Origin of the sequence: Georgenia subflava (assembly GCF_009193155.1) — a bacterium.
In the GTDB taxonomy this organism is placed as follows: domain Bacteria; phylum Actinomycetota; class Actinomycetes; order Actinomycetales; family Actinomycetaceae; genus Georgenia; species Georgenia subflava.
The window spans coordinates 74,606-100,133 of the sequence record NZ_VUKD01000002.1 but is presented as its reverse complement, the minus strand read 5'-3'; the positions used below and the strand labels follow the sequence as shown (position 1 = coordinate 100,133).

Genomic DNA, 25,528 nt, shown 5'->3' with positions numbered 1-25,528 from the left:
GGCGGCCGCGGCGTGCTCAGGCGCGCGGCCCCAGGTGTCCTGGCGGTCGCGACCGCCCAGGTGCTCAGACCCGGTACTGCACCGCCAGCGGGCACGCCCACACGTCGAGGCCGTTGCGACCGACGCGATTGATGTAGGTGGTGACGGCCCGGTAGGAATGCGCGATCGACGTCTCGGTGTAGCGCACCCCGAGCTGCTCGCAGTACTCGCGCACCACCGGGGCGACCTTGCGCAGGTTCGGCCGCGCCATCGAGGGGAACAGGTGGTGCTCGACCTGGAAGTTCAGCCCGCCCATGAACGTGTCGACCCAGCGGCCACCGGTGACGTTGCGGCTCATCAGCACCTGGCGGCGCAGGAAGTCGATCTTCACCGTCGGCGGCACGATGGGCATGCCGATGTGGTTCGGCGCGAAGGACAGGCCCATGTAGAGGCCGAACACGGCCAGCTGGATGCCGATGAAGGCCGCTGCCTTGCCGGGAGAGAGCACGAGGAAGACCAGGCCGAAGTAGGTGACCAGCCGGAAGGTGATGAACCCCAGCTCGACCCACCGGCGCTTGACCTCACCGCGCGAGACGACCCGCTTGATGCCCTGGACGTGCAGGTTGACGCCCTCGAGGAGCAGCAGCGGGTAGAAGAAGTAGCCCTGCTTGGTGGTCAGCCAGCGGGTCAGCCGGGTCTTGCGGCCCGCCGCCCCCTCCGGGGTGAAGGCCAGCACGCCGGACTCGATGTCGGGGTCGGCGTCGAGCTTGTTCGGGGCGGCGTGGTGCTTGTTGTGCTTGCGGTTCCACCAGCCGAGGCCCATGCCTGCGAACAGGTTGATCACGATGAGGGAGACCCACTCGTTCCACCTGCCGGAGACGAAGATCTGCCGGTGGGCGGCGTCGTGACCGAGGAACGCGATCTGGGTCATCAGCAGTGCGAGGACGACGGCCGTGCCCATCTGCCACCACGTGTCCCCGATGAGGACGAACGCCGCGGCCAGGGCGAGCCCGGCCAGCGTCAGCCCGATGAGCTTCGACCAGTAGTACCCGTACGCCCGGCGCATGAGTCCGGCCTCCTTCACCATCGCGGTGAGGGCCGTGAAGTCGCTGAGCTGCCGCTCCCGGACGCTGCCGGGCCGGCGCCCGGAGGTCTCGCGGGCCGCGGGAGACTGCGTGCTGGGTGTGAGGGTGTGGCTCATGGGCCGCCGCCTGGTGTTCGAGGGGCACGACCTGGGGCCGCACTGGCGTCATTGGCGCCGCGTCGAGTGTGACACGGAAACGCCTCCGTCTCTACCGGAACCTACGGCTACGTAGGTTCACGCAGGTCAGGGCCGTCGTGCCGGGCCTCAGGCCGTGAAGACCTGCCCTGTGAGCTGCTCGTAGGCCTCGACGTAGCGTGCCCGGGTGCGCGCGACGACGTCCTCTGGCAGCGCCGGGGGCGGCGCGTCCCCGCGGCGGTCCCAGCCGGCCTCGGGCGAGACGAGCCAGTCGCGCACGAACTGCTTGTCATAGCTGCGCTGCGCCTGGCCCGGCGCCCAGTCGGCTGCGCTCCAGAACCGGGAGGAGTCCGGCGTGAGCACCTCGTCGCCGAGCACCACGACCGGCTCCCCCGGCTGCGGCGAGGCGCCGAACTCGAGCTTGGTGTCGGCCAGGATGATGCCGCGGTCCGCGGCGATCTCGGCGGCATGGGCGTAGACGGCGAGGGTCCGGTCGCGCAGGCGGCGGGCCAGCCGCAGCCCGATCCGGTCCGCGGTCTCCTCGAACGAGATGTTCTCGTCGTGCTCGCCGAGGTCGGCCTTCGCGGCCGGGGTGAAGATGGGCTCGGGGAGCCGGTCGCCGTCGCGGAGCCCGGCCGGCAGCGCCAGCCCGGTCACGGCGCCGGAGCTGCGGTACTCCTGGAGTCCCGAGCCGGTGAGGTAGCCGCGCACCACGCACTCGATCGGGTACATCCGCAGCTGACGGCAGATCATCGCCCGGCCGGCCACCGCGGCGGGCACGTCGGTGGACACCACGTGGTTGGGGACGACGTCGGCGAGCTGCTCGAACCACCACAGGCTCATGGCGGTGAGGATCTTGCCCTTGTCCGGGATGGTGGTGGGCAGGACGTGGTCGAAGGCGCTGATCCGGTCGGAGGCGACCACCAGCACGACGTCGCCGCCGGCCCGCGCGGACGCGTCCTGGGGGACGTAGAGGTCACGCACCTTCCCCGAGTAGGTCCGGGTCCAGCCCTCGAGCTCCGGGTAGGAGCCGGCACCGCCGTCGTCGCTCATGGGCCACATCCTGTCAGCAGCGGGCAGGCGTCGTCCCGTCCGGGTCCGGCCCGTCTCACGAGCGGTTCGCGGCCGCGGCGGCGACGGCGACGGCGACGGCGACGGCGACGGCGATGGCGATGGCGAGCCAGGACACCGGCCGCAGGCACCGTCTCGACAACTGATGGCACCTGAGGGCGCCGCGGGACAGGACCGCGTACCGTTCCAGACGAATCCCGAGCACCTCAGCGCAACCTGGAGGAAGTAGACATGGCAAGCGAGCAGCCCGTCGGCACGGCCGACATCGGCGTGACCGGCCTGGCGGTCATGGGCTCCAACCTGGCCCGCAACTTCGCGCGGCACGGTTACACGGTGGCAGTCCACAACCGCTCCTACGGCAAGACCGAGAAGCTCGTGGCCGAGCACGGCGACGACGGCACGTTCGTCCCGTCGGAGTCGGTCGAGGACTTCGTGGCATCGCTGTCCAAGCCGCGTGTGGCCGTGATCATGGTCAAGGCCGGCGCCGGGACCGACGCGGTGATCGACCAGCTCGCCGAGCACATGGAGCCGGGCGACATCATCGTCGACGCCGGCAACGCCCACTTCCCCGACACGATCCGGCGCGAGAACGCCCTGCGTGAGAAGGGCCTGCACTTCGTCGGCTCCGGCGTCTCGGGCGGCGAGGAGGGCGCGCTGAACGGCCCGTCGATCATGCCCGGCGGCACCAGGGAGTCCTACGACCGCCTCGGCCCCATGCTCGAGGACATCTCCGCCAAGGTCGACGGCGTCCCGTGCTGCACCTACATCGGCCCCGACGGCGCCGGCCACTTCGTCAAGATGGTCCACAACGGCATCGAGTACGCCGACATGCAGCTCATCGCCGAGGCCTACGACCTGCTGCGCCACGGCCTGGGCGCGTCCGCCGCCGAGATCGGCGACATCTTCGAGGAGTGGAACGCCGGCGACCTCGAGTCCTTCCTCATCGAGATCTCCGCGGAGGTCCTCAAGCACACCGACCCGCAGACCGGCAAGGCGTTCGTCGACATCATCCTCGACCGGGCAGAGCAGAAGGGCACCGGTCGCTGGACCGTGCAGAACGCCCTCGACCTCGGCGTGCCGGTGACCGGCATCGCCGAGGCCACCTTCGCCCGGGCGCTCTCCGGCTCCGTGCCGCAGCGCGAGGCCGCCCGCGGCACGCTGCCCGCCCACGCCGGCAAGTGGGACGTGACCGACCGGGACGCCTTCATCGAGGACGTGCGCCTGGCGCTCTACGCCTCCAAGGTCGTCGCCTACTCCCAGGGCTTCGACCAGATCACCGCGGCGTCGGAGGAGAACGGCTGGGGCATCGACCGCGGCGCCATGGCCCGCATCTGGCGCGGCGGCTGCATCATCCGCGCCCGGTTCCTCAACCGCATCACCGAGGCGTACGAGCGCACCCCCGAGCTGCCGCTGCTGCTCGCGGACGAGTTCTTCACCGACGTGATGGACAAGGGCGTCACCGCCTGGCGCAGCATCGTGTCCCAGGCGGCGCTCAACGGCGTCCCGACCCCGGTGTTCGCCTCGTCGCTGAGCTACTACGACGGGATCCGCGCCGAGCGTCTCCCGGCGGCGCTGATCCAGGGCCAGCGCGACTTCTTCGGCGCACACACCTACCAGCGCGTCGACGCCGAGGGCACCTTCCACACCCTGTGGTCCGCCGACCGCTCGGAGGAGAAGCAGGCCTGATTCGCGGCACCACGACGACGGCCGGTCACCCGCTCGGGTGACCGGCCGTTCGTGTCGAACCCTCCCGCCTGGACGGTGAGACCTGCATTCTCTGTCTGAAACCTGCACTTGCGTGCGGGACCAGGTTTCGGCGCAAACAGCAGGTATCGGCCGGATCTGCGGATCTCGCGCGGGCAGCCCGCCGGGCTCAGCGGCCGGCGGCGATGTCGGTGCGGTGCTGCGCCCCGGGCAGCTCGATGCGGTCGACCCCGGCGTAGGCAGCCGTCCGAGCCGCAGCAAGGTCCACCCCGGTGCCGACCACGCTGAGGACGCGGCCACCGGCGCTGACCAGTGCTCCGTTCTCGTCGGTGGCCGTGCCGGCGTGCAGGACATGCACGTCGTCGAGCGCGTCGGCGTCCGCGGTCCCGGAGATCACGTCACCCTTGCGAACCGGCCCGGGATAGCCGTGCGCGGCCATCACGACGGTCACGGCCGCGTCCTCGTGCCAGCGCGGCGCCTCGACCTGGCCGAGCCGTCCGGTCGCCGCCGCGTGCAGCAGCTCGGCCAGCGGCGAGGCGAGCCGGGCGAGGACCACCTGGGTCTCGGGGTCGCCGAAGCGGACGTTGAACTCCACCACGCGCAGCCCCCGGGAGGTCAGGGCAAGTCCGCAGTACAGCAGCCCGACGAAGGGGGTGCCGCGGCGGGCCATCTCCCGCACGACCGGCAGGGCGACCCGTTCGACCACCTGCGCGGTGAGGTCCTCGGGCGCCCACGCCAGCGGCGAGTAGGCACCCATCCCCCCGGTGTTCGGGCCGGCGTCGCCGTCGGCCAGCCGCTTGTAGTCCTGCGCCGGCTCGAGCGGGACGACGTCGGTGCCGTCGCTGAGGCAGAACAGAGAGATCTCGGGGCCGTCGAGGAACTCCTCGACGACGACGGCGGGCTCGCCGAGCGTGGCGACGTCCCCGCCCTCCTTGGCGAGGCAGACGCGGGCGTGCGCCAGGGCGTCGTCGCGGTCGTCGCAGACCACGACCCCCTTGCCTGCGGCCAGTCCATCGTCCTTGACGACGAAGGGGGCTCCGAACGCGTCGATCGCCTCCGTGACCTGCTCGACGGTCGTGCACACGTGGGCCAGAGCCGTGGGGACCTCGGCCGCGGCCATGATCTCCTTGGCGAACGCCTTGGAGCCCTCGAGGCGGGCCGCGGCACGGTCCGGCCCGAAGCAGGCGATACCGGCCTCGCGGACGGCGTCGACCACCCCCGCGACGAGCGGCGCTTCCGGGCCGATGACGACGAGATCGGCCGACATCTCCTTCGCTGCGGCTACCACGGCGGCGCCGTCGAGGATGTCGAGCGGGATGTTGGTGGCGATCTCGGCGGTGCCGGGGTTCCCCGGGCCGACCACGAGGGCCGTGGTCGCGGGGTCGAGGGACAGAGCCCGGGCCAGGGCGTGCTCGCGCGCGCCGGACCCGACCAGCAGAATTCTCACGCGTGCAGGGTACTTGCCGGTTGCGGACCGGCCGGCCCGTGACCACGGACCGTCACCGCCCACCGCGGGCTTGTCACCGCTACCGCTGGCTTGTCACCGCCACCGGGGCTGCCTCCGGCGGCCCCCGGTTTGCCATGCCACCGTCCTGACCGTTCCGACCTCCCGCGGACCCAGGCGGCGAACGGGTCTACGTTCGTCATATGACGACCGGACGACCGCGCCCTGCTCGCCCCGACGACGCTCCTCGCGTCATGACGGTGAGGCGGCTCCGCGCCGTCGTGCTGCTACCGCTCCTGCTGCTCCTGGCCGGCTGCTTCCGCATGGAGATGGCCTTCACGATCAATGCCGACGACACGGCGGACATCCACCTGGAGATGCTCGACAAGAGTGGCTCGCTCACCCGGGAGGACCTGGACTGCCAGAGTCTCGCGGCGGAGATGGACACCACGGGGCTCCCGACGAGCGTCGACTACACGGTCGAGAATCTCGAGGAGGACGGGAACCTCGGCTGCTCGTTCGACGTCATCGGGGCACCGTTGTCCGAGATGACGAGCCAGGGTCTGACCATCACCGAGGCAGACGGCGTATACACGTTTGCTCTCGATGGGGACGGCTCCGTCGAGGCGTCCCTCGAACAGATCCCGGACCTGGAGGTGATCCTGGCCGTCACGTTCCCCGGCGCGGTCATCGACGCGGGCGGCGGCGAGGTCGAGGGCAGCACCGTGACCTGGTCCGACCCGGCGATCCTCGCCGACGGCGTCACCGCTACCGGCGAGGCCGTGGGCGACGGCGCGGCGCGTGACGGCGCCGCGGGCGGAGATGCGGCGGACGAAGATACCGCGGGCGCTGATGCCGCCGGGACGAGCTGGTGGTGGTGGGTGCTCGGCGCGATCCTGCTGCTCGCCGTCATCGCCGTGGTGGTCGCCCTGGTCGCTCGCAGCAGCAGGCAGGGCCGCCCGGGCGAGTACGTCGCGTACGAGGACCTGGCGGGCGCCCCCGGCGCCGAGCCGGTCCCGGGCGCCTACGGGGTGCCGGGCGCGCCGGGCATGGCAGCCGGCTACGGTCAGCCCGTCCCGCAGACGGCGCCCGGCGCCTACGGCGTCCCCGGACAGCAGGTGGCGCCAGGGACACCCGGTCAGCCGACCGCTTGGGCGGCACCGGACGGGGCCGGGCAGCCAGGGGCCGCAGACACCGCCGCGCTGCCCGACCACCGGCAGGGGACACCTGCGGGACCTGCGGGCGCCGCCGCACCACCCGAGCACGGGGACCCCTACGCGGCACCGACTGATCCGGACGCAGGTCCCACGACACCGCACCACGGCCCCGCCCCTACGCCCGACGAACCCGCAGCGGGATCGCCGCCGCGCTAGTTCCCGCGCGGGCGCGTCACACCACGTTCTCCGTGAAGCGCCGACAGTACGTCCGGCCACCCGCACACGGCGGATCGCGACCGACCGGCGGATGGCGGCCACCTTTTTCACGGAATTCTCCTGATCTATTCTGGTCGTGGTCCCCCTCATCGAACCGAAGGACAAGTCATGGCCATCGACCACGTCGAGATCCGCTCCACCAAGGACGCCGCGGCCCACGCCGGCGGGTGCAACTGCGAGCACGACGACAACGTCCCCTCCCTCGACGTGCGCGCCGTCCCGCACGCGATCCGCCACGCCACCGTCTTCGGTGCGCTCAGCGCGATCGCACCGGGGTTCGCGATGGATCTCGTCGCTCCGCACAACCCGCTGCCGCTGCTCGCCCAGATCGAGCAGCGTGAGCCGGGCGCCTTCGCCGTCGAGTACCTCCAGGAGGGCCCGGATGCCTGGACGCTGCGACTGACCCGCAGCTGACGAGCCGGCCCCGGGCCGCACGATCTCGGCGGTCGCCTCACCACGGGTGCACGAGCAGGCCCGCCACCCTCTGGGGCGACGGGCCTGCTCGGGACGTTCTGGACGTCTCGCCGAAGGACCGGTTACGCGAGGCGCTCGCGCAGGGCGGCGAGCTGGCGGGTCATCTCCGCGGGCAGGTGCTCACCGAACTGGTCGAAGTACTCCTCCGTGAGGTCGGCCTCGGCGGACCACCCTTCCGGGTCGACGGCGAAGAGCTCACCGAGCTGCTCGGCGGACAGGTCGAGACCGTCGAGGTTGAGGTCCTCGGCCCGCGGCAGGCGCCCGGTGGCGGCGTCCACGGCACCGACCTCGCCGTTGACCCGGCGCAGCGCCCACTCCAGCACCCGGGAGTTCTCCCCGAACCCGGGCCAGAGGTAGGAGCCGTCGGCGCCCTTGCGGAACCAGTTCACCTGGAAGATCCGCGGCGCCTTCTCGCCGAGCTTCTCCCCCATCTCGAGCCAGTGCCCCCAGTAGTCGGCCATGTTGTACCCGCAGAAGGGCAGCATGGCGAAGGGGTCGCGGCGCAGGGACCCGACGGCACCCTCGGCCGCCGCCGTCTGCTCGGAGGAGACGGTGGCGCCGATGAACACCCCGTGCGCCCAGTCGTACGACTCCGACACCAGCGGCACGTTGGAGGCCCGGCGTCCGCCGAAGAGGATGACGTCGATCGGGACGCCGTCCAGGTCCTCCCACTCGGGGGCGATGGACGGCGCCTGGTCGGCCCGGACGGTGAACCGCGAGTTCGGGTGGGCGGCAGGCTCGTCCGACGCCGGCGTCCAGTCGTTGCCGCGCCAGTCGGTCAGGTGCTCCGGGACCTCGTCGGTCAGACCCTCCCACCACACGTCGCCGTCGTCGGTCAGCGCGACGTTGGTGAAGATGACGTCGCGGCCGAGGGCGGCGATCGCCGTCGGGTTGGTCGTCTCGCCGGTGCCGGGCGCGACGCCGAAGAAGCCGGCCTCGGGGTTGATGGCGCGCAGCCGGCCGTCCGGGCCGGGGCGCATCCAGGCGATGTCGTCACCGATGGTCTCGACCTTCCAGCCGGGGATCGTCGGCCGGAGCATCGCGAGGTTCGTCTTCCCGCAGGCCGAGGGGAAGGCGGCGGCGAGGTGGTAGACGCGCTCGTCCGGCCCGGTGATCTTCAGGACGAGCATGTGCTCGGCCATCCAGCCCTCGTCACGCCCGAGGACCGAGGCGATGCGCAGGGCGTAGCACTTCTTGCCGAGCAGCGCGTTGCCGCCGTAGCCCGAGCCGTAGGACCAGATCTCCCGGGTCTCGGGGAAGTGGACGATGTACTTGGTGTCGTTGCACGGCCACGCGACGTCCGGGCGCGCCTCGCCGTCGGCGTCCACGAGCGGGTAGCCGACCGAGTGGACGGCCGGGACCCAGTCGGCGCCGGCGTCGATCTGCTCGAGGGCCGCGGCGCCCATCCGGGTCATGATCCGCATCGAGGCGACGACGTACGGGGAGTCCGTCAGCTCGACGCCGACGCGCGAGATCGGACCACCCACCGGGCCCATCGAGAAGGGGACGACGTACATCGTGCGGCCCTGCATGGACCCGGCGAAGACCCCGCGGAGCTCCTCACGCATGGCGGTTGGCTCGGCCCAGTTGTTCGTGGGTCCGGCGTCGGCCTCCTGCTCCGAGCAGATGAAGGTGCGGGACTCCACACGGGCGACGTCGGACGGCTCGGACCGGGCGAGGTAGCTGCCCGGACGCTTCTCCTCGTTCAGCCGGATGAAGGTGCCGGCCTCGACCAGCTGCTGGGCGATCGCGTCGTACTCCTCCTGGGAGCCGTCGCAGACGTAGATGCGGTCCGGCCGGGCGAGCGCCGCGATCTCCTGGACCCAGGCGAAGAGATCGGCGTCCTTGATCTCGAGCCCGCCGATCTCCACGGTCGTGCCGGCCGCGGCGTCTGTCATCGTCATCCTGTCCTCCGGGGTCTTGTCCGGACGCACTCTCGCGTCCTGTTTCGACTCTGCGCCCATCGTTGGACCTCCTTCAAGCCGGATGCCGTGTAACTTTCGCGAATGTTTCGCTACCGTCAACTCATGGCTGGCGAGACCGTCTCCGACAAGACAACCAGACCCGCGACCGATCCGCTCGTCCTCGGCCGACGCATCCGGCACGCCCGGACGGCGCGCGGGCTGACGCTGCGCCGGCTCGCCGAGGCGGTCGGCTCCACGACGAGCCAGCTGTCCCTGGTGGAGAACGGCCGGCGTGAGCCGCGGCTGTCGTTGCTGACGTCACTGGCCGAGGCACTCGGGACCACCGCCGGCGAGCTGCTCAGCCCCGAGCCGCCGCCCGACCGCAGGGCGGCGCTGGAGATCGCCCTGGAGCAGGCGCAGCGCGGCCCGCTCTTCGCCACCCTCGGCGCCCCGCCGGTCCGGCCCGGCCGCCGGCTGCCGATGGACGCGCTGGAGTCCCTGGTCGCCCTGCACGCCGAGCTCGAGCGCCGGGCACGCGCGACCATCGCCACCCCGGAGGAGGCGCGTCGCCAGAACACCGCGCTACGGCTGAGGATGCAGGAGCGGAACAACTACCTGCCGGAGATCGAGCGGATCGCCGAGGAACGGGTGCGCGCGGTGGGCTACACCGGCGGGGCGCTGACCCACCACCAGGTTGCCCAGATGGCCGAGCACCTCGGCTTCACGATCATCCACGTCGACGACCTGCCGCACTCGACCCGGACGGTGACCGACCTGGCGAACGGCCGCATCTACCTGCCGCCCGCGTCGATCCCGGGCGGGTACGGGCTGCGCTCCCTGGCGCTGCAGGCCATGGCGCACCGCCTCTTCGGCCACGAGCGGCCCGCCAGCTACGGCGACTTCCTGCGCCAGCGCCAGGAGCTGGCCTACTTCACGGCCTGCTGCCTCGTGCCCCGCTTCGCCGCGGTGAGCTTCCTGGAGCAGAAGAAGGCCGCCAAGGACCTGGCGATGGAGGACTTCCGCGACGCCTTCGGCGTCACCCACCACTCGGCCGCGCAACGCTTCACCAACCTGGCCACGGAACACCTCGGCATCCCGGTCCACTTCATCCGGGCCAACGACGACGGCGCCCTGTACCGGGGGTACGCCAACGACGGCGTGCCCCTGCCGGCGGACGCGACCGGCGCCATCGAGGGACAGCCGCTGTGCCGTCGCTGGGCGGCGCGCGCGGCCTTCACCCGCCGCGACCGCACCACCGAGTTCTTCCAGTACACCGACACACCCGCCGGGACCTACTGGTGCAGCACCCAGACCGGCACCGGCCGCGAGTCCGAGTTCTCCATCACCATGGGAGTGCCGTTCGCGCACGCGAAGTGGTTCCGCGGCCGCGAGACACGTCGCCGCGCCGCCTCGACCTGCCCGGAGGAGAGCTGCTGCCGCCGGCCTGACCCCGAGCTCGCGGAGCGCTGGCGGGAGAACTCCTGGCCGACGGCGACCATGCACGCGCACGTGCTCAGCCCGCTGCCCTCGGGAACCTTCCCGGGAGTCGACGACGCCGAGGTGTACGCCTTCCTCGACCGGCACGCCCCAGAGGGCTGATCGGGCACTGCCCCAGCATCCACTGCGCCGACCGCCACCCAGCCACTGCGCCGGCGAGGACCCCTCGACCGGGTGGAGCCGCTCACCCAGGAGCGGAGCCCGGATTCTGCTCGAAGGAGGCCTTGAGCGCGTCAACCGTGATCGTGCGTTCCTTGACGGCGAACCGCCGCAAGATCGGTGTGCCCAGCCGCCACATGCCGTACGACACCAACTTGCCGCGATGACGGACCAGCGTCTCGCCGTCGCCGGCGGGCTGGAGGTGGTAGCTCGGCCAGCCCTCGAACTTGAGCTTTCCCGACTTCGACCTCTCCCACCAGTGGTAGACGATCGTGCGCGGCGCCTCCATCGCGGCGATCTCTCCAGGCATCGGACCCTGGCTCGTCTCGTCGACGAACGTCGTACCGACGGCGGGCTCTCCGGGAGACGTCTGTCGGGTGTGCTTGAGCATGCTTCCGGTGCCCGCCATCCAGTCGTTGTGCCCCTCGATGTCGACGAGCCGCGCGAACACCTGCTCGATCGGTGCCCGGATCGTCCGCTCGAGCTCGAACTCGATGGGCTTCATCCGGCCAGGATCCTCGCCGCGCGGATGCACCACAAGGCTCCCGGCTGCATCGAGACCGATGGTGCAGTCAGACGCGGCCCACTTCTCCTCGAACCGAGCACGACATCCCTCATCGGGAGGGACCTCGGTCTGCCCATCCGCGAAGATGGTGGAAGGTTGCGGTCTTGGGGTAGGAACCGCCGGGCCGCCCGATCTCGAAGAGGTCGAGCATCAAGAACAGCGGGTAGTCGGGGGCTTGCTGGAGACGCCGGACCGTCACCCCTTCGCAGCCGATGGTGGTCTCGCCGTCGCCCCAGACCGCCGTCCAGGTGTGCGGCTGCGATGCGTCGAGGGGGACCTCGACCTCGGCCATGTCGGTGACGAGCCGTGGGTCGCCGTGAGCCTTGAGGCCGCAACGTGCCCTCGTCGTCGTCCCGATGCTTCCGGCGTCGATCTCGAACAGGCAGATCTCACCGGCGTGCTCAGCACTCTCGTGCTCGGTGCCGACGAGCCAGGCGGCGACCATGCATCCCGCGTCTCGAGTGGCACTGACGGTGATGTCGACGCGCCCCGCGGTCGGTGCCCACAGCAGCCGCGTCGGTGTCGGCGTCCGGACGGTGAGTCCGTCCTCGCGGTGGCGATGAGTTCCGCGCGTAGACCCGCGGGCGCCGGAGAAGGTGCCGGTCTGGAGGTTCGACACGCGAAGAGGCGCGTCTTCCTCCCTCCAGTCGGGCTGGTCGGCCTCGATGCGGAGCCGCAGCCCCTCCGGCGTGTTCTCGTAACGCGCGGCCGACCGGTCCGGGGTCGTCCAGTGCGGCAGGTAGTGGTCGACCCACAGACCTGGGCGCGGCGGGCCGGCAAAGTCGTCCTCGACGTCCGGGGCGCGCTCAGGCGGTAGGGGCAGGGCTCCAGATCCGTATGCCACGCTCCTATTGTCGACTGGAATGCCCACCTGGTCACCGATGACGCTGTCGCCGAGATCACCCATCTCGAGGCTGAGGTCGGCGGTTCCGTGGACATCCTCCGTATCGACGAACCGCGCTCAGCTGAGTAGTGCCGAGTCCTGATCGCACAGCCCTGACGCTCCGCTGACATGATCAAGGACATGGACCCCGAAGGCCCGCACGCCCGTCCGGACCCTGCCGCCGGGCCTGCCGAGGGCGACGCCGAGGTGAACCGATCCGCGGCGACAGCGGCGACTTCGACGGCCGAGAACGCAGAGCCCCGCCGTCGCGGGCTGGAGGAGGCCGAGGCGTTGGCCCGGGCACTCGACAAGCCGATGGGTGCGCTGGGGCTGGTCTTCCTCTTCGTCGTGCTCGGGCAGAACGTGGCGAAACCACCGCTGGCCGACTGGTTGGCGGTGGTCGGCTGGGTGCTGTGGGCGGTCTTCGTCGGTGAGCTGGTCCTGCGTGCGTACGTCGCCCAGGACCAGCGGCGCTTCTGGCGTCGCAACTGGTGGCAGGTCGTCTTCCTCGCCGTGCCGTTCCTGCGAGTGGCGCGCGCGGCCAGCCTCCTCCGTTTCGTCCGGTTCGGCGGGGTGCTGTCCAGCGCCGTGCGGGGCACCCGGTCCGCAGGGCGGCTGCTGACCGGGCGGGTGGCCTGGGCCGCCGTCGTCACGGGTGTCGTCGTGCTCGCGTCGAGCCAGCTCCTGCTCATCATGGAGGTCTTCGACTCCTACGCCGACGCCCTGCACGCAGCAGCGCTGGCGACGATGACGGGCGAGCCGTTCGGGGCCGACGACCCGGCGTCACGGCTGATCGAGGTGCTCCTCGCCGCGTACTCGGTGGCCGTCTTCGCCACGCTCGCCGGCGCTCTCGGCGCGTACTTCTTGCAGCGCCCCCAGGAACGGGGCGAGCAGGCCTGAGGTCGCGGCGCCAAGTCGTGGCGCCCGACGCCGTCACCCCACGAACGCCGAGACGCCGGTCAGCGCCCGACCGTGCGCCCGCCCGGGGCAGCAAGATGGACACATGACGGAGATCCGGCCGGCACGGCCAACTGATGCTGAGGACATGGCCGAGGTTCAGAACGCGATCTACCGGGCAGGCCTGCGGGCGAGCCCGGTCGACGTCGCACTGGTTCGCGAGCGTTACCTCGACATGCGTTACAGGGTCGCGTGCACCGTCGCCGAGCAGGAGGGTCGGGTTGTCGGCTTCCAGTCGCTCAAGCGGGCGTGGCCCGGGAACCCGTACGACGTGGCTGAGGGGTGGGGGATCATCGGCACGCACATCCATCCTGCCGCTGGTCGAAGCGGAATAGGTCGCCGCCTCTTCGCCACGTCGCTGGCAGCGGCAAAGGCCGCCGGGCTGAGGCATATCGACGCGAGCATCGGCATCGACAACTCGCCTGCCCTGGCCTACTACTCGGCCATGGGCTTCACGCCGTACCGGGAGGGCAGCGACACCATCCCGCACCGCTTCGACGTCCGATAGCTGGTCGCCGTGGATCTGATGGTCGACGTCGAGGACACCTTCGACAACTTCGGCCCGTTGTGCGACTCGCGAGCGGCCGTCGACATCCCCGGGTGGCAGGCTGGTCCGAACCCCCGGACGACAGAAACGCACGAGGCAGGAGCAACGGCCTTGAAGAGAATGGGTATCGGAAGCGAGCCACAGCCATGACGACGATTGCCGACCACGACGCCTACATTGCCGCGGCGCCCGAGCCCTTCCGGCCCTCGCTGAAACGGTTGCGGGCACTTCTGGCCCACGCCCTGCCAGAAGCGGAGGAGATCGTGGCCTACAACATGCCGGGGTTCAAGATCGACGGCTCGGTCGTGGCGAGCTATGCGGCCGCCTGGAAGGAGATACAGCCCGCACTGCTTGCTGAACGCCATCTCCGAGCATGCCGAAGAAATCGCGGCCGCCGGCCTTAAGGCAACCAAGACTGGCATCACCTTCTCGCCGCGCAAACCGATCCCGGACGATCTGGTCGAACGGCTGGCGCGGGCATCGCGAAAGGAGGCCGGGGCCTGACGGCTCAGCCTGCTCCGCAACCCCGCCAGTTGCATCGGCCGGTCGCTCCTTGTGGTCGGCCGCCTCAGACAACGACACACCCTCGGTTCTGAAGAGCCGGTATGCGCCGACACCTGCCTATACGTCAGGGAGAGTCGAGATCTCTTCGAGTCGACGCGCTCACCTCCACTTTGATGGTCCCTGCGATCTGCAGAGCGGCTTGCGCGGCAGTGAGGTGCGTGGTGTCGATCACCTCGGCCTCGTCGTGCAGCCACGATTGTTTGCGACGCCTGATCAGCTTCGAGGTCCGCTCCGCCCGCCCGCGGACCGAATGCGATCGACGATCGGGACGCATATCTAGGGTGTGGTGGATTCTCCGTGGCGTCAGGGCAACGCGTGCTGGATGCTGCCGGCATGGATCTTCCCTTGCAGATGCCAGGCGAGGCGCCACGTCATGGCGACGTTCAGCTTCGGGCCTTCGCCGAGGACGACGCGCCTATGCTGGTCGACCTGTCCGGCGACCCGTACCTCTCAATGATCGGCACCTTGCCCAGAAACACCGACCGTGACGGAGCGCTGGGCTACATCGAACGCCAGCACAACCGGCTCACCACCGGGGCCGGCTACTCCTTCTGCGTCGCCTTGGCCGCGTCCGACGAAGCCGTCGGTGGAGCAGCGCTCTCGCTTGCGTCCATTGATCAGGGCCGCGCCACGGCGGGCTACTGCATAGCGCCGAGGCACCGCCGCCGCAGGCTGGCCAGTCAAGCGCTGCAAGCTCTCACGGCGTTCGCGTGGACGCTACCGGAGGTACAGCGCATCGAGTTGCACATCGAGCCTTGGAACGTGGCGTCCGAAAGGGTCGCCCAGGTCGCCGGATACCACCGCGAGGGTCTCTTGCGACAACATCAGGTGATCGACGGCACCCCCGTCGACATGCTCCTCTATTCCGCCATTCGACCGAGCGTTCAAGACGGTGGGCCTGGCCTCGGCAGAGTTGCCGGTTGAGAGCCTCACGCTCCCGATAGCCGATCCGCTTCCGTGGGCGCCGGCCCGGGGCGAGGCCCCCAGGACCCAGGACGTTCCGGGCACTATGACCACGACTCGTATTGACGTCTTCGACGTGGGCGCCGACGACCCGTGCGAACTGCCGTTGGTGATTCGCTGAGGCGAAACTGGCACGGTCGCGATGGCGCGATCAGTAGCGACCGATCGTCTTGTGAGAGCTGAACGCCATCACGAGGGCAACGACCCACAGGATCACCGTCCAGCCGCCCAACAGGTTGATCCAGAAGATCGTCCAGTGGTTCGACTTGCCGCGCAGGGCCGCAACCGCCCACGGCAGCATGTAGCCGGCGGTGAGGAGCGCTACGACGACGGCTACAAACGCGCTAACCGGGCGATCGCGCTGATCGGTCAGGTAACGGTTCATGTCTCCAGCGTACGGGCTGGGGACTTTGCGCTCCCACTGGGCGACCCTCGTCCGGTAGATCTCGCGGCATGAGCGTGCGGTGGGCGTGAGCGGTTAGCGACTGACGGAGTCCAGCACCATGGCGAGCTCCGCCGGTCGGCTGATCATCGGCCAGTGCCATGTCGGAAGCTCGACGTAGGTCCAGTCGCCGTCGACCATGTGCGCGAACACTGGTGCGTGCGGTGCCATCTGCTGCAGCTGCTCAAGGCTGAAGCTGCACAGCACGCCCGTCCGTGGCAGCCGCTCCCAGGCGCCGGTGAGCGCGACCGGCTGGGTGGCGGTGAGCCAGGGCTGCGGCTGCGAGCCTTCGACCAGCGCGGCGACGGCGGTGTCATCTACTCCGGCCACATCGGCGGCGAGTACGGACCAGGGCGGCGGCGCGAGCTTCCAGCCCTGGCCCTGTGTCATGACCAGTTCGTCGTTGGCCGCGCGCGCTTCGGGTCCCTCGAAGTCGGCCTGTGCCATGCCGTCCGGCAGGGGCCCCGAGTCGATGTAGACCAGGCGCGCCACCCGCTCAGGCACGCGGTCCGCCGCGCCAGTCGTCACGAGGGCGCCGTAGCTGTGGCCGACGAGTACGACGTCGTGCAGGTTCTGCTGCTCGAGCAAGTGCACGACGTCGTCGATGTGGGTCGTCAGATCGGTCTCGGGGGAGGCGAGATGGGCGCGCTCGCCCATGCCTGAGAGGTCAACGGCGTGCACGACGTGGCCGCGCTCACTCAGCGCGTCTGCGACAGGGCGCCAGACCGAGGCGCCGAGCCAGAAGCCGGGGACGAGAACGTAGTTGGTGGTGTTGTTGGTCATGGAGACAACGCTAGGCTGGCTTGCGGGCAGAATCCGCCCGGTATGCAGAATCTGCATCACAGTTGCTTCCCGCCAACGCCGAGGAGGGCCGTGACCCGCCCGACCGCTCGCGTGCTAGCCATGCTGGAGCTGCTCCAGGCGGGCGGGCAGCGCACGGTCGGCGATCTCGCTGATCGGCTGGGGGTCGACGAGCGCACGGTCCGGCGCTATGCCGAGCACCTCGCCGACCTCGGCATTCCCGTCCAGGCGCAGCGGGGCAGGTACGGCGGCTACCGGCTCTCACCGGGCTACAAGCTGCCGCCGCTGATGCTCACTGACGACGAGGCCGTTGCTGTCGTCCTGGGCCTCAGGGCCGCGGAACGCGAGGGGCTTGCCACCACCGCCCATGCGGCGACGGCGAGCGCGCTGGCCAAGGTGTCGCGTGTACTGCCGCAGGTCCTGGGCCAGCGGCTCGACAGCCTGCTGTCGAGTGCACAGTTCACGAGCCCGGCGCGTGTGACCGCTCCCGTCGGCGCCGACACGCTGCTCCGTCTCGCATCAGCTGCGCAGGCGCGGCGCACCGTCGTGGTCGCGTACACCGCGTGGGACGGGCGGGAGTCGCGGCGTGAGCTCGATGTCTACGGCTTGGTCTTCCACTCCGGCCGGTGGTACGTCACCGGACACGACCACGGCCGTGATGAGGTGCGCACCTTCCGTCTGGACCGCATCGCCTCGGTCGAGCAGGGCGACGGCTCCTACGTCGTGCCTGCTGACTTCGACCCCAGGACGCAGGTCGTGTCGGGCATCGCGAAGGTCATGTGGTCGCACGAGGTCTCCGTCGTGCTGCGCACCACCCTTACGGATGCGGCCGAGCGACTGCCCCCGAGCGTAGGACGCCTGAGCGAGCACGTCGACGGTGTGCTCCTCGAGACGCGCGCCGAGCACCTCGACGGCATGGCCTGCATGCTCGCCGGGCTCGGCTGGGACTTCGAGGTGATCACACCGGACGCCCTGCGCGACGAGGTCCTTGCTCTGTCCGACCGCCTCCGAGTCAGCGCGGCGCGCGGCGCCGGCACCACAGCTATTCCACAGAATCCTTGAGTCGCACCACCCGTCCGCAGCAGGCCATCGTGCGCCGCAAGGAGGCTCCGGCCCTCGACCCCGCGGGCAGGGAGGCGACCTGGACCGCGGCGGTCCTGACACGCTTCCCACCCAGGCAGCCCCCAGCTTGTGAGTGCGAGGACCCATCCGAATCTCGGCAGATCCAGAAGTCCCGCAGGAGGACCGTCTTGTAAGCCTCGCGGGCGGAGCTGACGATCCCCGCGCGTCGACGGTCCGATCACCAGTAGCGGATCCCCTAACGGCCACCTTCGGGGCGGCGGCGGCCACCGCGCCGGGCTCCCCCCGCTCGCCATAACAGTCGCTCGTGGCGGAATGACGCGGCTCACAAGAGTGGCCGATCCATGGACCCGAGTCAGACCTTCGGCATCGCTGCTCGGCAGTCAGTCAGTTCTTGTTGTGCCCCAACGATCGCGCATGGAGCACGTCCTTCCAGTACGACTCGCGCTGCAGGACATGGTGGTCGTCGGTACGCATCGACCAGTACTCGAGGAGCGCAAACCGCATGTTGGTCCGGTAGTACTCATCGCCCTTCTCCTCGAGGAGTGCCTTGAGCCCGACGTTGCCGCCGTGCAGCGTGGCCGCGTATGTGTCCCAGCGTTGCCAGATTCCGGTGTCGCCATACGCGGAGCCGACGTACCGCTGCCCGGTCTCTTTGTCGTGGATGACGTAGACGCCCTTCATGCTCTCCAACGCGATCCGCCAGTCAGCGCGAGCCGCGCTGACGACAGCCTGAAGATCGGCGAGGCTGTGATTGATCCGATCGTGCCCCGGGAACGGGTCACCGGCGAACGGCTCCTCGAGGATCGAGGAGACTGTCATCGCGGGCAGGACCGATTCCATCCTCTGGCGAATGTTCCGACCGGACCTCCTATGGCGCACCCAAAGGCGGCGGATGAACGGGCCCATCAGGTCCTCACGTAGCGACACGGTGTACGAATGTGCCTGCTGTTCAGGCCTGCGCTCCAGGACCTCCCAGATCCCGCCGAAGAGCCAGAGCGTCGCGTCGTGTTTGTCCTGAGCCATCGAGAAGATGAACTCGCGATTGAAGTCGTTGTTCGCACTTCGCCACGAGTTCCACCCCTGCCACTCCTCGTGGTTGTTCGCTAGCACGTCAATCGGATACTTGCTCTGGTTCCAGACGGCGAAGTGGACCTTGTACTGCTTCGGATCGAAGCCCACGGGCAGCAAACTGGTCAGCGGGATAGCGTCCATGACGGGACCTTAGCCGGGCGCACATGGCGATCATCGCCGCTGGCTCGCGGCTGTATTCGCCACTGGCCAGCGTCACTCTGGGCGGACGGCAACAGGCTCTCCTATCGCCCGCATGCGAACGTTCCGTTCGTGGGTCGCTATCCGGACCATGATGGATCCGCTCGGTCGCCGCCAATCAGGGCAGCGAGACGAGGCGCTGCACCGCGTCCGCCAGTGCCGACACCGAACGCCGACCATCCAGCTCGACCGTCGCACGTCGCCGCAGCAACGGCTCGACCGTCTGGAGGTAGTTCGCCACCTCCACCGTTTCCTCTTCCGACTTGCCATAGCGGTTGTTCGTCCGGGTCTTCAGGCGCTGCAGCAGCACCTCGAGCGGCGCGCTGAGCAGGACCACATGTTCGAAGCGGTCATAGAACCGGCCTTGGTTCTCCACGGTGCCGGACACGACGACATCGCGATGATCGGCCAGAAGCTTCGCCATCCGCGGTTCATCCCAGGTGCCGTTCGGGAGCGTCCATCCGTCGTAGTCGGTGTCGACCACGGCGTGGCCGCGCCGCTGTAGCTCATCGAGGACGGTCGACTTCCCGGTACCTGACATGCCGGTCACAAGAACTCGCGTCACGACCGCGACTGTAGTCCGACGCCCTGGCAACTACGCCGGTCGCCGCCCAGTCAGCCGATCACCGACCCGACCCGCTTGCGGTGATCGGGTTCCGTGGGACGCACTACCGTGACGAGGCGCCGGGCGTTCCTCCGTCCGCCGGACGTGCCGGCTCGACGCACGGTCATCCCCGGGTCACTGCCGCCCGCGAGCGCCCCCCTCGCTTGTGCATGCTCATCGTCGGGAACGCCGCACGGCGGCGACATCTGACTTGCTCAAGCGTCGGCTGGTGGCGTGAGCCGCCGGGAGTGCGGTGTCGGGTTCAGGGCGGGTCCAGTTCGGTTGACCCCGCCAAAATGCTCCGGCGATCGTGGCGGCTGTCGCGAAGGCGACCACCGCCGTGGCCACGATGAACGCCCGGTCGTCGCTGAGCGAGACCTCAAGGTACTGGCCCGATAGGAACATCTGCATCACCACCTGGAATGCCAGGTGGAAGCCGACGGCGGACCAGATCGAGCCGGAGATCAGGCGGATGCAACCCGCGACGACCGCCATCCCGAAGAACATCACGAGTCGTTCAAGAAGAACGCCCCACCCGTGTGTGACCACCCACAAGGTGGTGCCGAAAGCGGCGAAGATCAGTGCTTGCGCCAGGATGGCAAGCCACGGGGCCATGGCGGTGGTGAGGTTGCGGTAGATGTACCCGCGAAAGACCAGTTCCTCTGGGAAGGCTTCGTAGACGAAAACTAGGACGATCAACAGCAGCACGACGCCGATGGTCTCGGCGACCGTCGCGTTGATCTCGATCTGCAGCCACCCCGCTCCCAGCGCCACTCCGAGCCCGACGGCGGCCGGCAGCAGCCACGTCAATGCGCCGTAAAGCAGGTCCCGCACCGCCACGAGACCTCGGGTCAGCCCCAGCGTCGCGACGGGGCGGCGATCGAGCAGTTTGCGTGCAACTACGACCAGCAAGCCAGCCAGCACGAAAGCCGAGAGAGCATTCGCGAGGTGCCTCGCCAGCGACATCTCCTCGTCCCACAGCACCGTGCCCAGCGACGCGATCGCGAGCCAGATGACCAACGCACCGGCGCCGACGATGACCAGCCGCAGGATCAAAGGCATACGCGGTCGGGACGACCAGGGGTGAGCGCTCCTCGGATGGGTCATACGAGGACGCTATTCCACCTGCGGTCGGTGACCGTGCTGCCGTGAGGGACGGCCCGCGCGACAGATCAGCGTGCCACTCAGGGAACCGTAGCTGGTCATGAGGTAGTCGACGGTGGACGTCAGGCCGGGCCGGCTCCGTGTCCGTCGTCGCGCTCGAGCTACTCCGCGGGAGCCTCCTGCAGGGCGCGTACCTCGATGCGGGACTGCACTGCGAGCGACGCCCTGGTCGCCCACTCGAGGGCCGTGGCCTCATCTGCCGCTTCAATCACCCAGAAGCCGCCGACGTACGCCGACGCCTCTACGAACGGCTCATCGAGTACCCGCGTCTGGCCCGACGTGGTGTCGACGGTCTTCGCCGTCGAGGGCGGGGTGAGGCCGCCGGCGAACAGGAGCGCCCCGGAGTCGGTCAGGGCAGTGTTGAACTCGTCGACCGCGGTCATCACGGCCTCCAGCTCGGCGGGGTCGGACTCCCGCATCGAGGCCATCGTCGGCTCGGTCGCCGAGTCGTGGGGCATGGTCAGGAAGTACTGGGTCATGAGTTGATCCTCTCGTCGGGGGGAGACGATGACGTCGCCCTTACCAAGGACGTCGAACGGGCGCCCCGTCGATCGACATCGACCGACGATCGCATGAGTGTGTGGTCACGGCCCGGTAGTTTCGAAGGCTGTCGACCTCAATCACCCATGTCTGCACCGGAGCAGAAGGCCCCATCTCGATGAAGAAGAAGTCGGCGAACCGAGACGCCGGCCAGTGCCGGCAAGACCGGCTTGAGGTGTGCCGCACGCGGACAATGCCCACGGTGCCGGCACTTGACCCTCCGCGTCTGCCGCTGGCACTGGATCGGCTTTGCCGACCATAGTGTGATGGACACACGAGAGGTCACCTTCAGCGTGGACGGTTGGCCGCCTGTCAAAGACGAGGCGAAGTCGCTCCTAGATCCCGGCCATACGCATTTTGAACGTGTCATTGATCAACTCGAAGCCGCACGCCGAGCGATTGGAGATCGCCAAGCGGTGCCCTTCGGGTCTCGGCCCATCGGCCTTGATCTGACGGTGATCTCGCCTGCAGAGCCGCCAGCGGACGCCACCAACTTCCTCGGCGGAGTGGGAGACCTGCTAGAGGCCAAGGGTCGACGCAAACTGCTGGATCACCTCGGCGAACTGGAGGCCGTCGGTCTCTACGAGAACGACCGTCACATTCATGAAGTCCACTACAGACGGCAGCAAGCCTCAGAGCTGCGGTACGTCGTCCGGCTTTGGGAACTGGCCTTGCCCCCTTACTGACGTTGAGACGTCTCCCCCTAGAGACGACGCCCATGCCGCGATCCGAGCGTTGGCGGAGCCATATCTTCCCGCCGTCCCGATAGCCGAACCTCCGTCGGGAATCCGCTCTCCGCGGCTGCCTCCGAGGAAGACTTGCTTGATGGCGTCCCGCGACGAGTCGGTTGCGGGACGCCGTCGAGGTGGGCGTTCAGCCTCGTGCCGAAGCATCCGCAAGCTCGGCCTTGGCTGCCAGCCGTTGGCGTTGGATGGCGCGGTAGACGGTGGAGCGGCCGACACCGAACAGTTCGCCGACCTCGAGAGTGCTGTACTCGCCGCTGTGCACCAGCGACACCAGATGCGCTTCCTGCTTACGGCTGATTGGGCTGCTTCCCCTTCAACCGACCTGGCCTTTGCGACCTTCATGCCCTCAACCGTGCGCAAGCGGATCAGGTCGGACTCGAACTCCGCGACCATGGCGAGCACGTTGAACAGAAGACGACCAACTGCGTCGGTCGGGTCGTAGACGGACCCGCCGAGCGAGAGGCTGATCTGTCGGGCGGTCAACTCGTCCGCGATCGCCCGCGCATCGGGCAGGGACCGGCCAGGCGGTCGAGCTTGGTGACCACCAGGGTGTCCCCAGCCCGGCACGCGGCCAGGGCCTCGCGCAGGCCTTGGCGTTCTCGGGTGGTGCCGGTCAGGCCGTGATCGACGTACATGCGTTCGGTCTCGACGCCGAGGCTGAGCAGGGCATCGCGTTGCGATGTGAGGTCTTGCTGATCGGTGGAGCATCGGGCGTACCCGACAAGTAGTGCGCGCATGGCGCACCTCCCCAAGGGATTGGCCCGGCCGCGCCACCGGAATGTGGTCGACTCGGGCGCGGGCGGAGCCCGACCTCACCAGCGACTGCCTTTCCGTCCCGGTAGGCAAGTACCTGTCCCTCGTCGAGTGCTTCCAGAGACGGCCTTTTCGTCATACGATTTTGGTCATGGTGAGCGAGGAGGAGATCCGTCAGTGGGCTCACGAGGCTGAGGACGGGTACGACGTTGAGGAGATGAAGCGCCGCGGCCGTGGCCGTCCTGGGCGCGGTGCTGAGCCGATGCAGGTCGTCGCAGTGCGTCTAACTGCCGAGGAACTCGCCGCGGTCGACGCCATCGCCGAGCGCGAGCACATTTCGCGGTCCGAAGCTATTCGAAGGGCGTTGGCCGGCTTCGCAGCGTGAAGGTCCATGACAGCGCTCTCAAGCACGGAGTGCTTGCAGACGACGCAGTCCAAGCGGCCGACTGGCCAATCTGGGTGGAGCCACTCGATGAGGAGGACTGGCCTCACCGCGAACTGAGGCTCGGCTTCGACACCCACGCTCGCCTGCTTGAGACAGTTGTCCTCATCTTCGAGAGCGGCGAAGAACTGGTCATTCACGCCATGCCAGCCCGCAAGCAGTACTGGGATCTCCTGCCCTGAAAAGAGGCCCACCTCACCACGAGCGGATGGCTCGCCGGGACGGAGCACACCATGAGGGTCGACGATCAGTGTCCCGAAGTAACGCCTGGGCTTTCGGCTTCTCTTCTTTACAGGTTGAGGTGTCGATCGAACTGGAGGTAGACGCGGACGTGGTCGTGCGTGGTGACGCCGGTGCACACGCGACGCCTGTCTAGCAGGCTGCGTGCGCGGCAGACCTCTTCTGGGATGTCGAGGGTGGCAGCAAGTTCTTCGGGCGTCTGGTGCTCTGGCCCATGCAGTGTGAGCTCGCGCCAGCATCCACCGGATCCGCATTGGCGTTCATCACTCGCGATGGTGACGCCAGCTGGCAGGTCCGGGGCGTCACTCGACGGTGGGATCGCCCATCCGTCATCGATCTCGATCATCACCACGGGGCGGAGGAGTGCTACGCCGGCAACGGTCACGAGCAGGGCCAGCAGGACGAGGAGACGCTTCAGAGACACTCTTGGGGCGGGCTGGTTCACAAGCCCAGGATTGCAGGGATCGGTGCGTGGAGGAGGGTGCCCGACGGGACACTGTTTAGGCCAGGATCTGCAGGGCGGTCGGTTTACGGGACGGTCGACGTAGGGAGTTCAGTCCTATGGGAGCGACTGGCCAACGCTCGGCGCGGACGGCGTCCTCCCTCAGCGCAGACTACGGTCCACTCCCGCCGTAACGATTGCGACTCACTCGGCAATCTGCCTGTCCCGCAGTGACCCGGCTCGATAGCGTGGGCTAGTCACCGGGGGACTGCGACCGTCGCTGGAGATGAGTTGGATGCAAACGCCCACAGAGCCCAGTCGGGTGATCGACCACGGTCCTCGACCACCCAGAGCAAAATCAATCTGGCCAGCAATTGCGACTGCTCTTGTTGCAGCCGTTCTTACGCACGTACTCCTCGCCCCGGCCTCGGGAATCGACACTGATCCGCCCGAGTGCTATTCGTACTTCGGCTACGTGGTTCCCTGTAACAATGGATGGTGGATCGTGGTTGCCGTCGTTACGGGAGTCGCGGCTGGCGCTGTCGTGTACGCGATACTTCGACGTCGTAGGTGAGTCCCCGCCCGAGGCCGTCGACAATCCGCACAGTGCGACGGCGCGACGCCACGCTCGGCCCCGAGCCGATAGCCGCATCCCGCAGACCGATCCTTGATGGCGCGCACGCTGTCCGCGGCACGACACAGCGGATCAGCTCACGCGAAGGCTTCCGGGATGCTCAACTCGTTGCCACATGCGGGACAGGTCGACGAGCCGAAGTAGAAGCGAAGGCTCTCGGCCACTGCCGCGCGTCCGTGGGTGTCGGCGAGGCCCCACAGCCTGGCCTCCGCGGTTCCGTGCGTTGGCTCCATGCCCACGACGTCTCGCTTGCCATCGCCTGCGTTCCAGGTCGCAACTTTGGGCGGGCTCTCATCCAACTGAAGAAGCAACTCGGCCCCACACGGATCACAGATGAGCGGCGCCTCGCCATCCGCGAGGTAGCTGAGCGTCCGTTGCCATACACCCAGGTCCTCGAAAGCGGCCAGAGTCTCAAGTGCATAGGTGAACTCGGGGTCGCCTTCTGCCAGCGGCAGAGCGGACTCCGCAATGTCACGCAGTCGAGAAATCGCGGTGGCGAACGTAGCTCGAACTTCTGTCGGGCTTACGGGCCCGTAGATGGAAGCAAGGATCGAGCCAGCCAACTGAAGTCCCGGCATGTAACCGCGCATCGGAAGCCGCGAGCAGATGTCAGCCAGAAGCGGAATCGCCTCGTAGCTCGCGCTGTACACCGTTCCTTGATGGCACAGGTGACTCCATGCGGCGTCCCAAGCCGGTCCTAATTCGACGCCGGATTCCTCCGCCGCAACGAGCATCGCGGGAACCTTCTCGGCCGAGCCGTACGCGTCGCGAAGGTCCGCCCAATTGGTCATACGCCGATCGAACCACGACCAGGCCGGTCGTCGGCATGTCCGGACGTCCCGATAGGCCAACCTCCTGCGGGAAACTGCCAGGTCGGGAGTTGCACGCGGCATCGGGCGTCCCGCAAGACCCATCCGGGAACGTTCCCGGTGATTGAGCGCTGACCGAGGACGTCCTTGCGGCCGTGCCCTAGTGGCTCTAGCGGCTCGCACGACGTCCCTCCGC

27 protein-coding genes and 1 pseudogene are annotated in these 25,528 nt (G+C 68.8%); 13 read left to right on the top strand and 15 right to left on the bottom strand.

Annotation, left to right across the window (positions count from 1 at the left end; translation table 11 throughout):
• Nucleotides 1-64: 64 nt before the first annotated feature.
• Nucleotides 65-1,180 (bottom strand): fatty acid desaturase family protein, encoded by a 1,116-nt coding sequence (locus GD748_RS07025; RefSeq protein ID WP_152194513.1) that lies wholly within the window; start codon nt 1,178-1,180, stop codon nt 65-67.
• Nucleotides 1,181-1,327: 147 nt separating this feature from the next.
• Nucleotides 1,328-2,251: a phosphoribosylaminoimidazolesuccinocarboxamide synthase gene (locus GD748_RS07020; protein WP_152194512.1), complete on the bottom strand. Its 924-nt coding sequence runs from the start codon at nt 2,249-2,251 to the stop codon at nt 1,328-1,330.
• A 249-nt stretch (nt 2,252-2,500) separates the two neighbouring features.
• On the opposite strand from GD748_RS07020, the gene gndA reads away from it, so the two are divergent.
• Nucleotides 2,501-3,955: an NADP-dependent phosphogluconate dehydrogenase gene (gene gndA / locus GD748_RS07015; protein WP_152194511.1), complete on the top strand. Its 1,455-nt coding sequence runs from the start codon at nt 2,501-2,503 to the stop codon at nt 3,953-3,955.
• A gap of 187 nt (nt 3,956-4,142) precedes the next feature.
• On the opposite strand, the gene purD is transcribed toward gndA, so the two are convergent.
• Nucleotides 4,143-5,420, bottom strand: coding sequence for a phosphoribosylamine--glycine ligase (purD, locus tag GD748_RS07010; RefSeq protein WP_152194510.1), 1,278 nt, complete (start codon nt 5,418-5,420; stop codon nt 4,143-4,145).
• A gap of 251 nt (nt 5,421-5,671) precedes the next feature.
• Between purD and GD748_RS07005 the strand changes: the two genes are divergently transcribed.
• Together GD748_RS07005 and GD748_RS07000 are read left to right on the top strand one after the other, a co-directional pair.
• The gene (locus tag GD748_RS07005; protein WP_152194509.1) at nt 5,672-6,790 is read left to right on the top strand and encodes an LppM family (lipo)protein; all 1,119 of its coding nucleotides are present in this window, start codon (nt 5,672-5,674) and stop codon (nt 6,788-6,790) included.
• A gap of 168 nt (nt 6,791-6,958) precedes the next feature.
• Entirely contained in the window at nt 6,959-7,264 is a 306-nt protein-coding gene (locus tag GD748_RS07000; RefSeq protein ID WP_152194508.1) for a DUF2249 domain-containing protein, read from the top strand.
• A 122-nt stretch (nt 7,265-7,386) separates the two neighbouring features.
• Here GD748_RS07000 and GD748_RS06995 read toward each other — a convergent pair whose 3' ends face one another.
• The gene (locus tag GD748_RS06995; protein ID WP_152195025.1) at nt 7,387-9,222 is read right to left on the bottom strand and encodes a phosphoenolpyruvate carboxykinase (GTP); all 1,836 of its coding nucleotides are present in this window, start codon (nt 9,220-9,222) and stop codon (nt 7,387-7,389) included.
• A 129-nt stretch (nt 9,223-9,351) separates the two neighbouring features.
• On the opposite strand from GD748_RS06995, the gene GD748_RS06990 reads away from it, so the two are divergent.
• Nucleotides 9,352-10,827 (top strand): helix-turn-helix domain-containing protein, encoded by a 1,476-nt coding sequence (locus tag GD748_RS06990; RefSeq protein ID WP_152194507.1) that lies wholly within the window; start codon nt 9,352-9,354, stop codon nt 10,825-10,827.
• Nucleotides 10,828-10,909: 82 nt separating this feature from the next.
• On the opposite strand, the gene GD748_RS06985 is transcribed toward GD748_RS06990, so the two are convergent.
• Together GD748_RS06985 and GD748_RS06980 are read right to left on the bottom strand one after the other, a co-directional pair.
• Complete coding sequence (locus tag GD748_RS06985) at nt 10,910-11,389, bottom strand: SRPBCC family protein (RefSeq protein ID WP_152194506.1); 480 nt, start codon at nt 11,387-11,389, stop codon at nt 10,910-10,912.
• A 109-nt stretch (nt 11,390-11,498) separates the two neighbouring features.
• A complete protein-coding gene (locus tag GD748_RS06980) occupies nt 11,499-12,293 on the bottom strand; it encodes a LamG domain-containing protein (RefSeq protein WP_226920914.1) in 795 nt (264 codons plus the stop codon).
• 168 nt (nt 12,294-12,461) lie between these two features.
• Between GD748_RS06980 and GD748_RS06970 the strand changes: the two genes are divergently transcribed.
• The 5 genes from GD748_RS06970 to GD748_RS06945 all read left to right on the top strand — a co-directional run bounded on the left by GD748_RS06970 (nt 12,462) and on the right by GD748_RS06945 (nt 15,324).
• Nucleotides 12,462-13,232 carry a hypothetical protein gene (locus GD748_RS06970; RefSeq protein ID WP_226920912.1) on the top strand — a complete coding sequence of 257 codons (771 nt, stop codon included), beginning with the start codon at nt 12,462-12,464 and terminating at the stop codon, nt 13,230-13,232.
• Between the two features lie 145 nt (nt 13,233-13,377).
• Nucleotides 13,378-13,797, top strand: a complete 420-nt coding sequence (locus GD748_RS06965) for a GNAT family N-acetyltransferase (RefSeq protein ID WP_152194505.1) — start codon at nt 13,378-13,380, stop codon at nt 13,795-13,797.
• 9 nt (nt 13,798-13,806) lie between these two features.
• Nucleotides 13,807-13,986 (top strand): hypothetical protein, encoded by a 180-nt coding sequence (locus GD748_RS06960; protein ID WP_152194504.1) that lies wholly within the window; start codon nt 13,807-13,809, stop codon nt 13,984-13,986.
• Entirely contained in the window at nt 13,983-14,240 is a 258-nt protein-coding gene (locus GD748_RS06955; RefSeq protein ID WP_226920911.1) for a DUF1801 domain-containing protein, read from the top strand. The genes GD748_RS06960 and GD748_RS06955 overlap by 4 nt, the downstream gene beginning before the upstream one ends.
• Nucleotides 14,241-14,733: 493 nt before the next feature.
• Nucleotides 14,734-15,324 (top strand): GNAT family N-acetyltransferase, encoded by a 591-nt coding sequence (locus tag GD748_RS06945; protein WP_152194502.1) that lies wholly within the window; start codon nt 14,734-14,736, stop codon nt 15,322-15,324.
• A 190-nt stretch (nt 15,325-15,514) separates the two neighbouring features.
• Here GD748_RS06945 and GD748_RS06940 read toward each other — a convergent pair whose 3' ends face one another.
• The gene (locus GD748_RS06940; protein WP_152194501.1) at nt 15,515-15,748 is read right to left on the bottom strand and encodes a superinfection immunity protein; all 234 of its coding nucleotides are present in this window, start codon (nt 15,746-15,748) and stop codon (nt 15,515-15,517) included.
• 93 nt (nt 15,749-15,841) lie between these two features.
• The gene (locus GD748_RS06935; protein ID WP_226921085.1) at nt 15,842-16,645 is read right to left on the bottom strand and encodes an alpha/beta fold hydrolase; all 804 of its coding nucleotides are present in this window, start codon (nt 16,643-16,645) and stop codon (nt 15,842-15,844) included.
• Nucleotides 16,646-16,678: 33 nt separating this feature from the next.
• On the opposite strand from GD748_RS06935, the gene GD748_RS06930 reads away from it, so the two are divergent.
• Complete coding sequence (locus GD748_RS06930; RefSeq protein WP_152194500.1) at nt 16,679-17,668, top strand: helix-turn-helix transcriptional regulator; 990 nt, start codon at nt 16,679-16,681, stop codon at nt 17,666-17,668.
• A gap of 405 nt (nt 17,669-18,073) precedes the next feature.
• On the opposite strand, the gene GD748_RS06925 is transcribed toward GD748_RS06930, so the two are convergent.
• The 4 genes from GD748_RS06925 to GD748_RS06910 form a co-directional block, all read right to left on the bottom strand.
• Complete coding sequence (locus GD748_RS06925; RefSeq protein ID WP_152194499.1) at nt 18,074-18,901, bottom strand: GIY-YIG nuclease family protein; 828 nt, start codon at nt 18,899-18,901, stop codon at nt 18,074-18,076.
• A 175-nt stretch (nt 18,902-19,076) separates the two neighbouring features.
• Entirely contained in the window at nt 19,077-19,523 is a 447-nt protein-coding gene (locus tag GD748_RS06920) for an AAA family ATPase (RefSeq protein ID WP_193312862.1), read from the bottom strand.
• Nucleotides 19,524-19,736: 213 nt separating this feature from the next.
• Complete coding sequence (locus GD748_RS06915; protein WP_193312861.1) at nt 19,737-20,624, bottom strand: CPBP family intramembrane glutamic endopeptidase; 888 nt, start codon at nt 20,622-20,624, stop codon at nt 19,737-19,739.
• A gap of 203 nt (nt 20,625-20,827) precedes the next feature.
• Nucleotides 20,828-21,205 carry a YciI family protein gene (locus GD748_RS06910; RefSeq protein ID WP_152194497.1) on the bottom strand — a complete coding sequence of 126 codons (378 nt, stop codon included), beginning with the start codon at nt 21,203-21,205 and terminating at the stop codon, nt 20,828-20,830.
• A gap of 327 nt (nt 21,206-21,532) precedes the next feature.
• Here GD748_RS06910 and GD748_RS06905 point away from each other — a divergent pair, with 327 nt between their 5' ends.
• A complete protein-coding gene (locus GD748_RS06905) occupies nt 21,533-21,952 on the top strand; it encodes a hypothetical protein (protein ID WP_152194496.1) in 420 nt (139 codons plus the stop codon).
• Between the two features lie 187 nt (nt 21,953-22,139).
• On the opposite strand, the pseudogene GD748_RS06900 reads toward GD748_RS06905, so the two are convergent.
• A pseudogene (locus GD748_RS06900) lies at nt 22,140-22,749 on the bottom strand (recombinase family protein).
• A 167-nt stretch (nt 22,750-22,916) separates the two neighbouring features.
• Here GD748_RS06900 and GD748_RS06895 point away from each other — a divergent pair.
• Together GD748_RS06895 and GD748_RS06890 are read left to right on the top strand one after the other, a co-directional pair.
• Nucleotides 22,917-23,150, top strand: coding sequence for a ribbon-helix-helix domain-containing protein (locus tag GD748_RS06895; protein WP_152194495.1), 234 nt, complete (start codon nt 22,917-22,919; stop codon nt 23,148-23,150).
• On the top strand, nt 23,147-23,389 hold the full coding sequence (locus tag GD748_RS06890; RefSeq protein WP_152194494.1) for a toxin: 243 nt from the start codon (nt 23,147-23,149) through the stop codon (nt 23,387-23,389). Before GD748_RS06895 ends, GD748_RS06890 begins: the two co-directional genes overlap by 4 nt.
• A 107-nt stretch (nt 23,390-23,496) precedes the next feature.
• Here the strand turns inward: GD748_RS06890 and GD748_RS06885 are convergent, their stop codons facing one another.
• Together GD748_RS06885 and GD748_RS06880 are read right to left on the bottom strand one after the other, a co-directional pair.
• Nucleotides 23,497-23,892: a hypothetical protein gene (locus GD748_RS06885; protein WP_152194493.1), complete on the bottom strand. Its 396-nt coding sequence runs from the start codon at nt 23,890-23,892 to the stop codon at nt 23,497-23,499.
• A gap of 708 nt (nt 23,893-24,600) precedes the next feature.
• Entirely contained in the window at nt 24,601-25,314 is a 714-nt protein-coding gene (locus GD748_RS06880) for a hypothetical protein (RefSeq protein WP_152194492.1), read from the bottom strand.
• Between the last annotated feature and the right edge of the window lie 214 nt (nt 25,315-25,528).

Excerpts from the sequence above, each read along its gene's own strand:
- GD748_RS07000 (WP_152194508.1), top strand. The coding sequence starts at position 6,959 with ATGGCCATCGACCACGTCGAGATCCGCTCCACCAAGGACGCCGCGGCC.
- GD748_RS06895 (WP_152194495.1), top strand. The coding sequence starts at position 22,917 with ATGGTGAGCGAGGAGGAGATCCGTCAGTGGGCTCACGAGGCTGAGGAC.
- GD748_RS06905 (WP_152194496.1), top strand. The coding sequence starts at position 21,533 with ATGGACACACGAGAGGTCACCTTCAGCGTGGACGGTTGGCCGCCTGTC.
- GD748_RS06965 (WP_152194505.1), top strand. The coding sequence starts at position 13,378 with ATGGCCGAGGTTCAGAACGCGATCTACCGGGCAGGCCTGCGGGCGAGC.
- GD748_RS06945 (WP_152194502.1), top strand. The coding sequence starts at position 14,734 with ATGGATCTTCCCTTGCAGATGCCAGGCGAGGCGCCACGTCATGGCGAC.
- GD748_RS06970 (WP_226920912.1), top strand. The coding sequence starts at position 12,462 with ATGATCAAGGACATGGACCCCGAAGGCCCGCACGCCCGTCCGGACCCT.
- GD748_RS06910 (WP_152194497.1), bottom strand. The coding sequence starts at position 21,205 with ATGACCCAGTACTTCCTGACCATGCCCCACGACTCGGCGACCGAGCCG.
- GD748_RS06990 (WP_152194507.1), top strand. The coding sequence starts at position 9,352 with ATGGCTGGCGAGACCGTCTCCGACAAGACAACCAGACCCGCGACCGAT.
- GD748_RS07005 (WP_152194509.1), top strand. The coding sequence starts at position 5,672 with ATGACGGTGAGGCGGCTCCGCGCCGTCGTGCTGCTACCGCTCCTGCTG.
- GD748_RS06915 (WP_193312861.1), bottom strand. The coding sequence starts at position 20,624 with ATGCCTTTGATCCTGCGGCTGGTCATCGTCGGCGCCGGTGCGTTGGTC.
- GD748_RS06935 (WP_226921085.1), bottom strand. The coding sequence starts at position 16,645 with ATGCAGATTCTGCATACCGGGCGGATTCTGCCCGCAAGCCAGCCTAGC.
- GD748_RS06955 (WP_226920911.1), top strand. The coding sequence starts at position 13,983 with ATGACGACGATTGCCGACCACGACGCCTACATTGCCGCGGCGCCCGAG.
- GD748_RS06985 (WP_152194506.1), bottom strand. The coding sequence starts at position 11,389 with ATGAAGCCCATCGAGTTCGAGCTCGAGCGGACGATCCGGGCACCGATC.
- GD748_RS07025 (WP_152194513.1), bottom strand. The coding sequence starts at position 1,180 with ATGAGCCACACCCTCACACCCAGCACGCAGTCTCCCGCGGCCCGCGAG.
- GD748_RS06940 (WP_152194501.1), bottom strand. The coding sequence starts at position 15,748 with ATGAACCGTTACCTGACCGATCAGCGCGATCGCCCGGTTAGCGCGTTT.
- GD748_RS06925 (WP_152194499.1), bottom strand. The coding sequence starts at position 18,901 with ATGGACGCTATCCCGCTGACCAGTTTGCTGCCCGTGGGCTTCGATCCG.
- GD748_RS06880 (WP_152194492.1), bottom strand. The coding sequence starts at position 25,314 with ATGACCAATTGGGCGGACCTTCGCGACGCGTACGGCTCGGCCGAGAAG.
- gndA (WP_152194511.1), top strand. The coding sequence starts at position 2,501 with ATGGCAAGCGAGCAGCCCGTCGGCACGGCCGACATCGGCGTGACCGGC.
- GD748_RS07020 (WP_152194512.1), bottom strand. The coding sequence starts at position 2,251 with ATGAGCGACGACGGCGGTGCCGGCTCCTACCCGGAGCTCGAGGGCTGG.
- GD748_RS06995 (WP_152195025.1), bottom strand. The coding sequence starts at position 9,222 with ATGACAGACGCCGCGGCCGGCACGACCGTGGAGATCGGCGGGCTCGAG.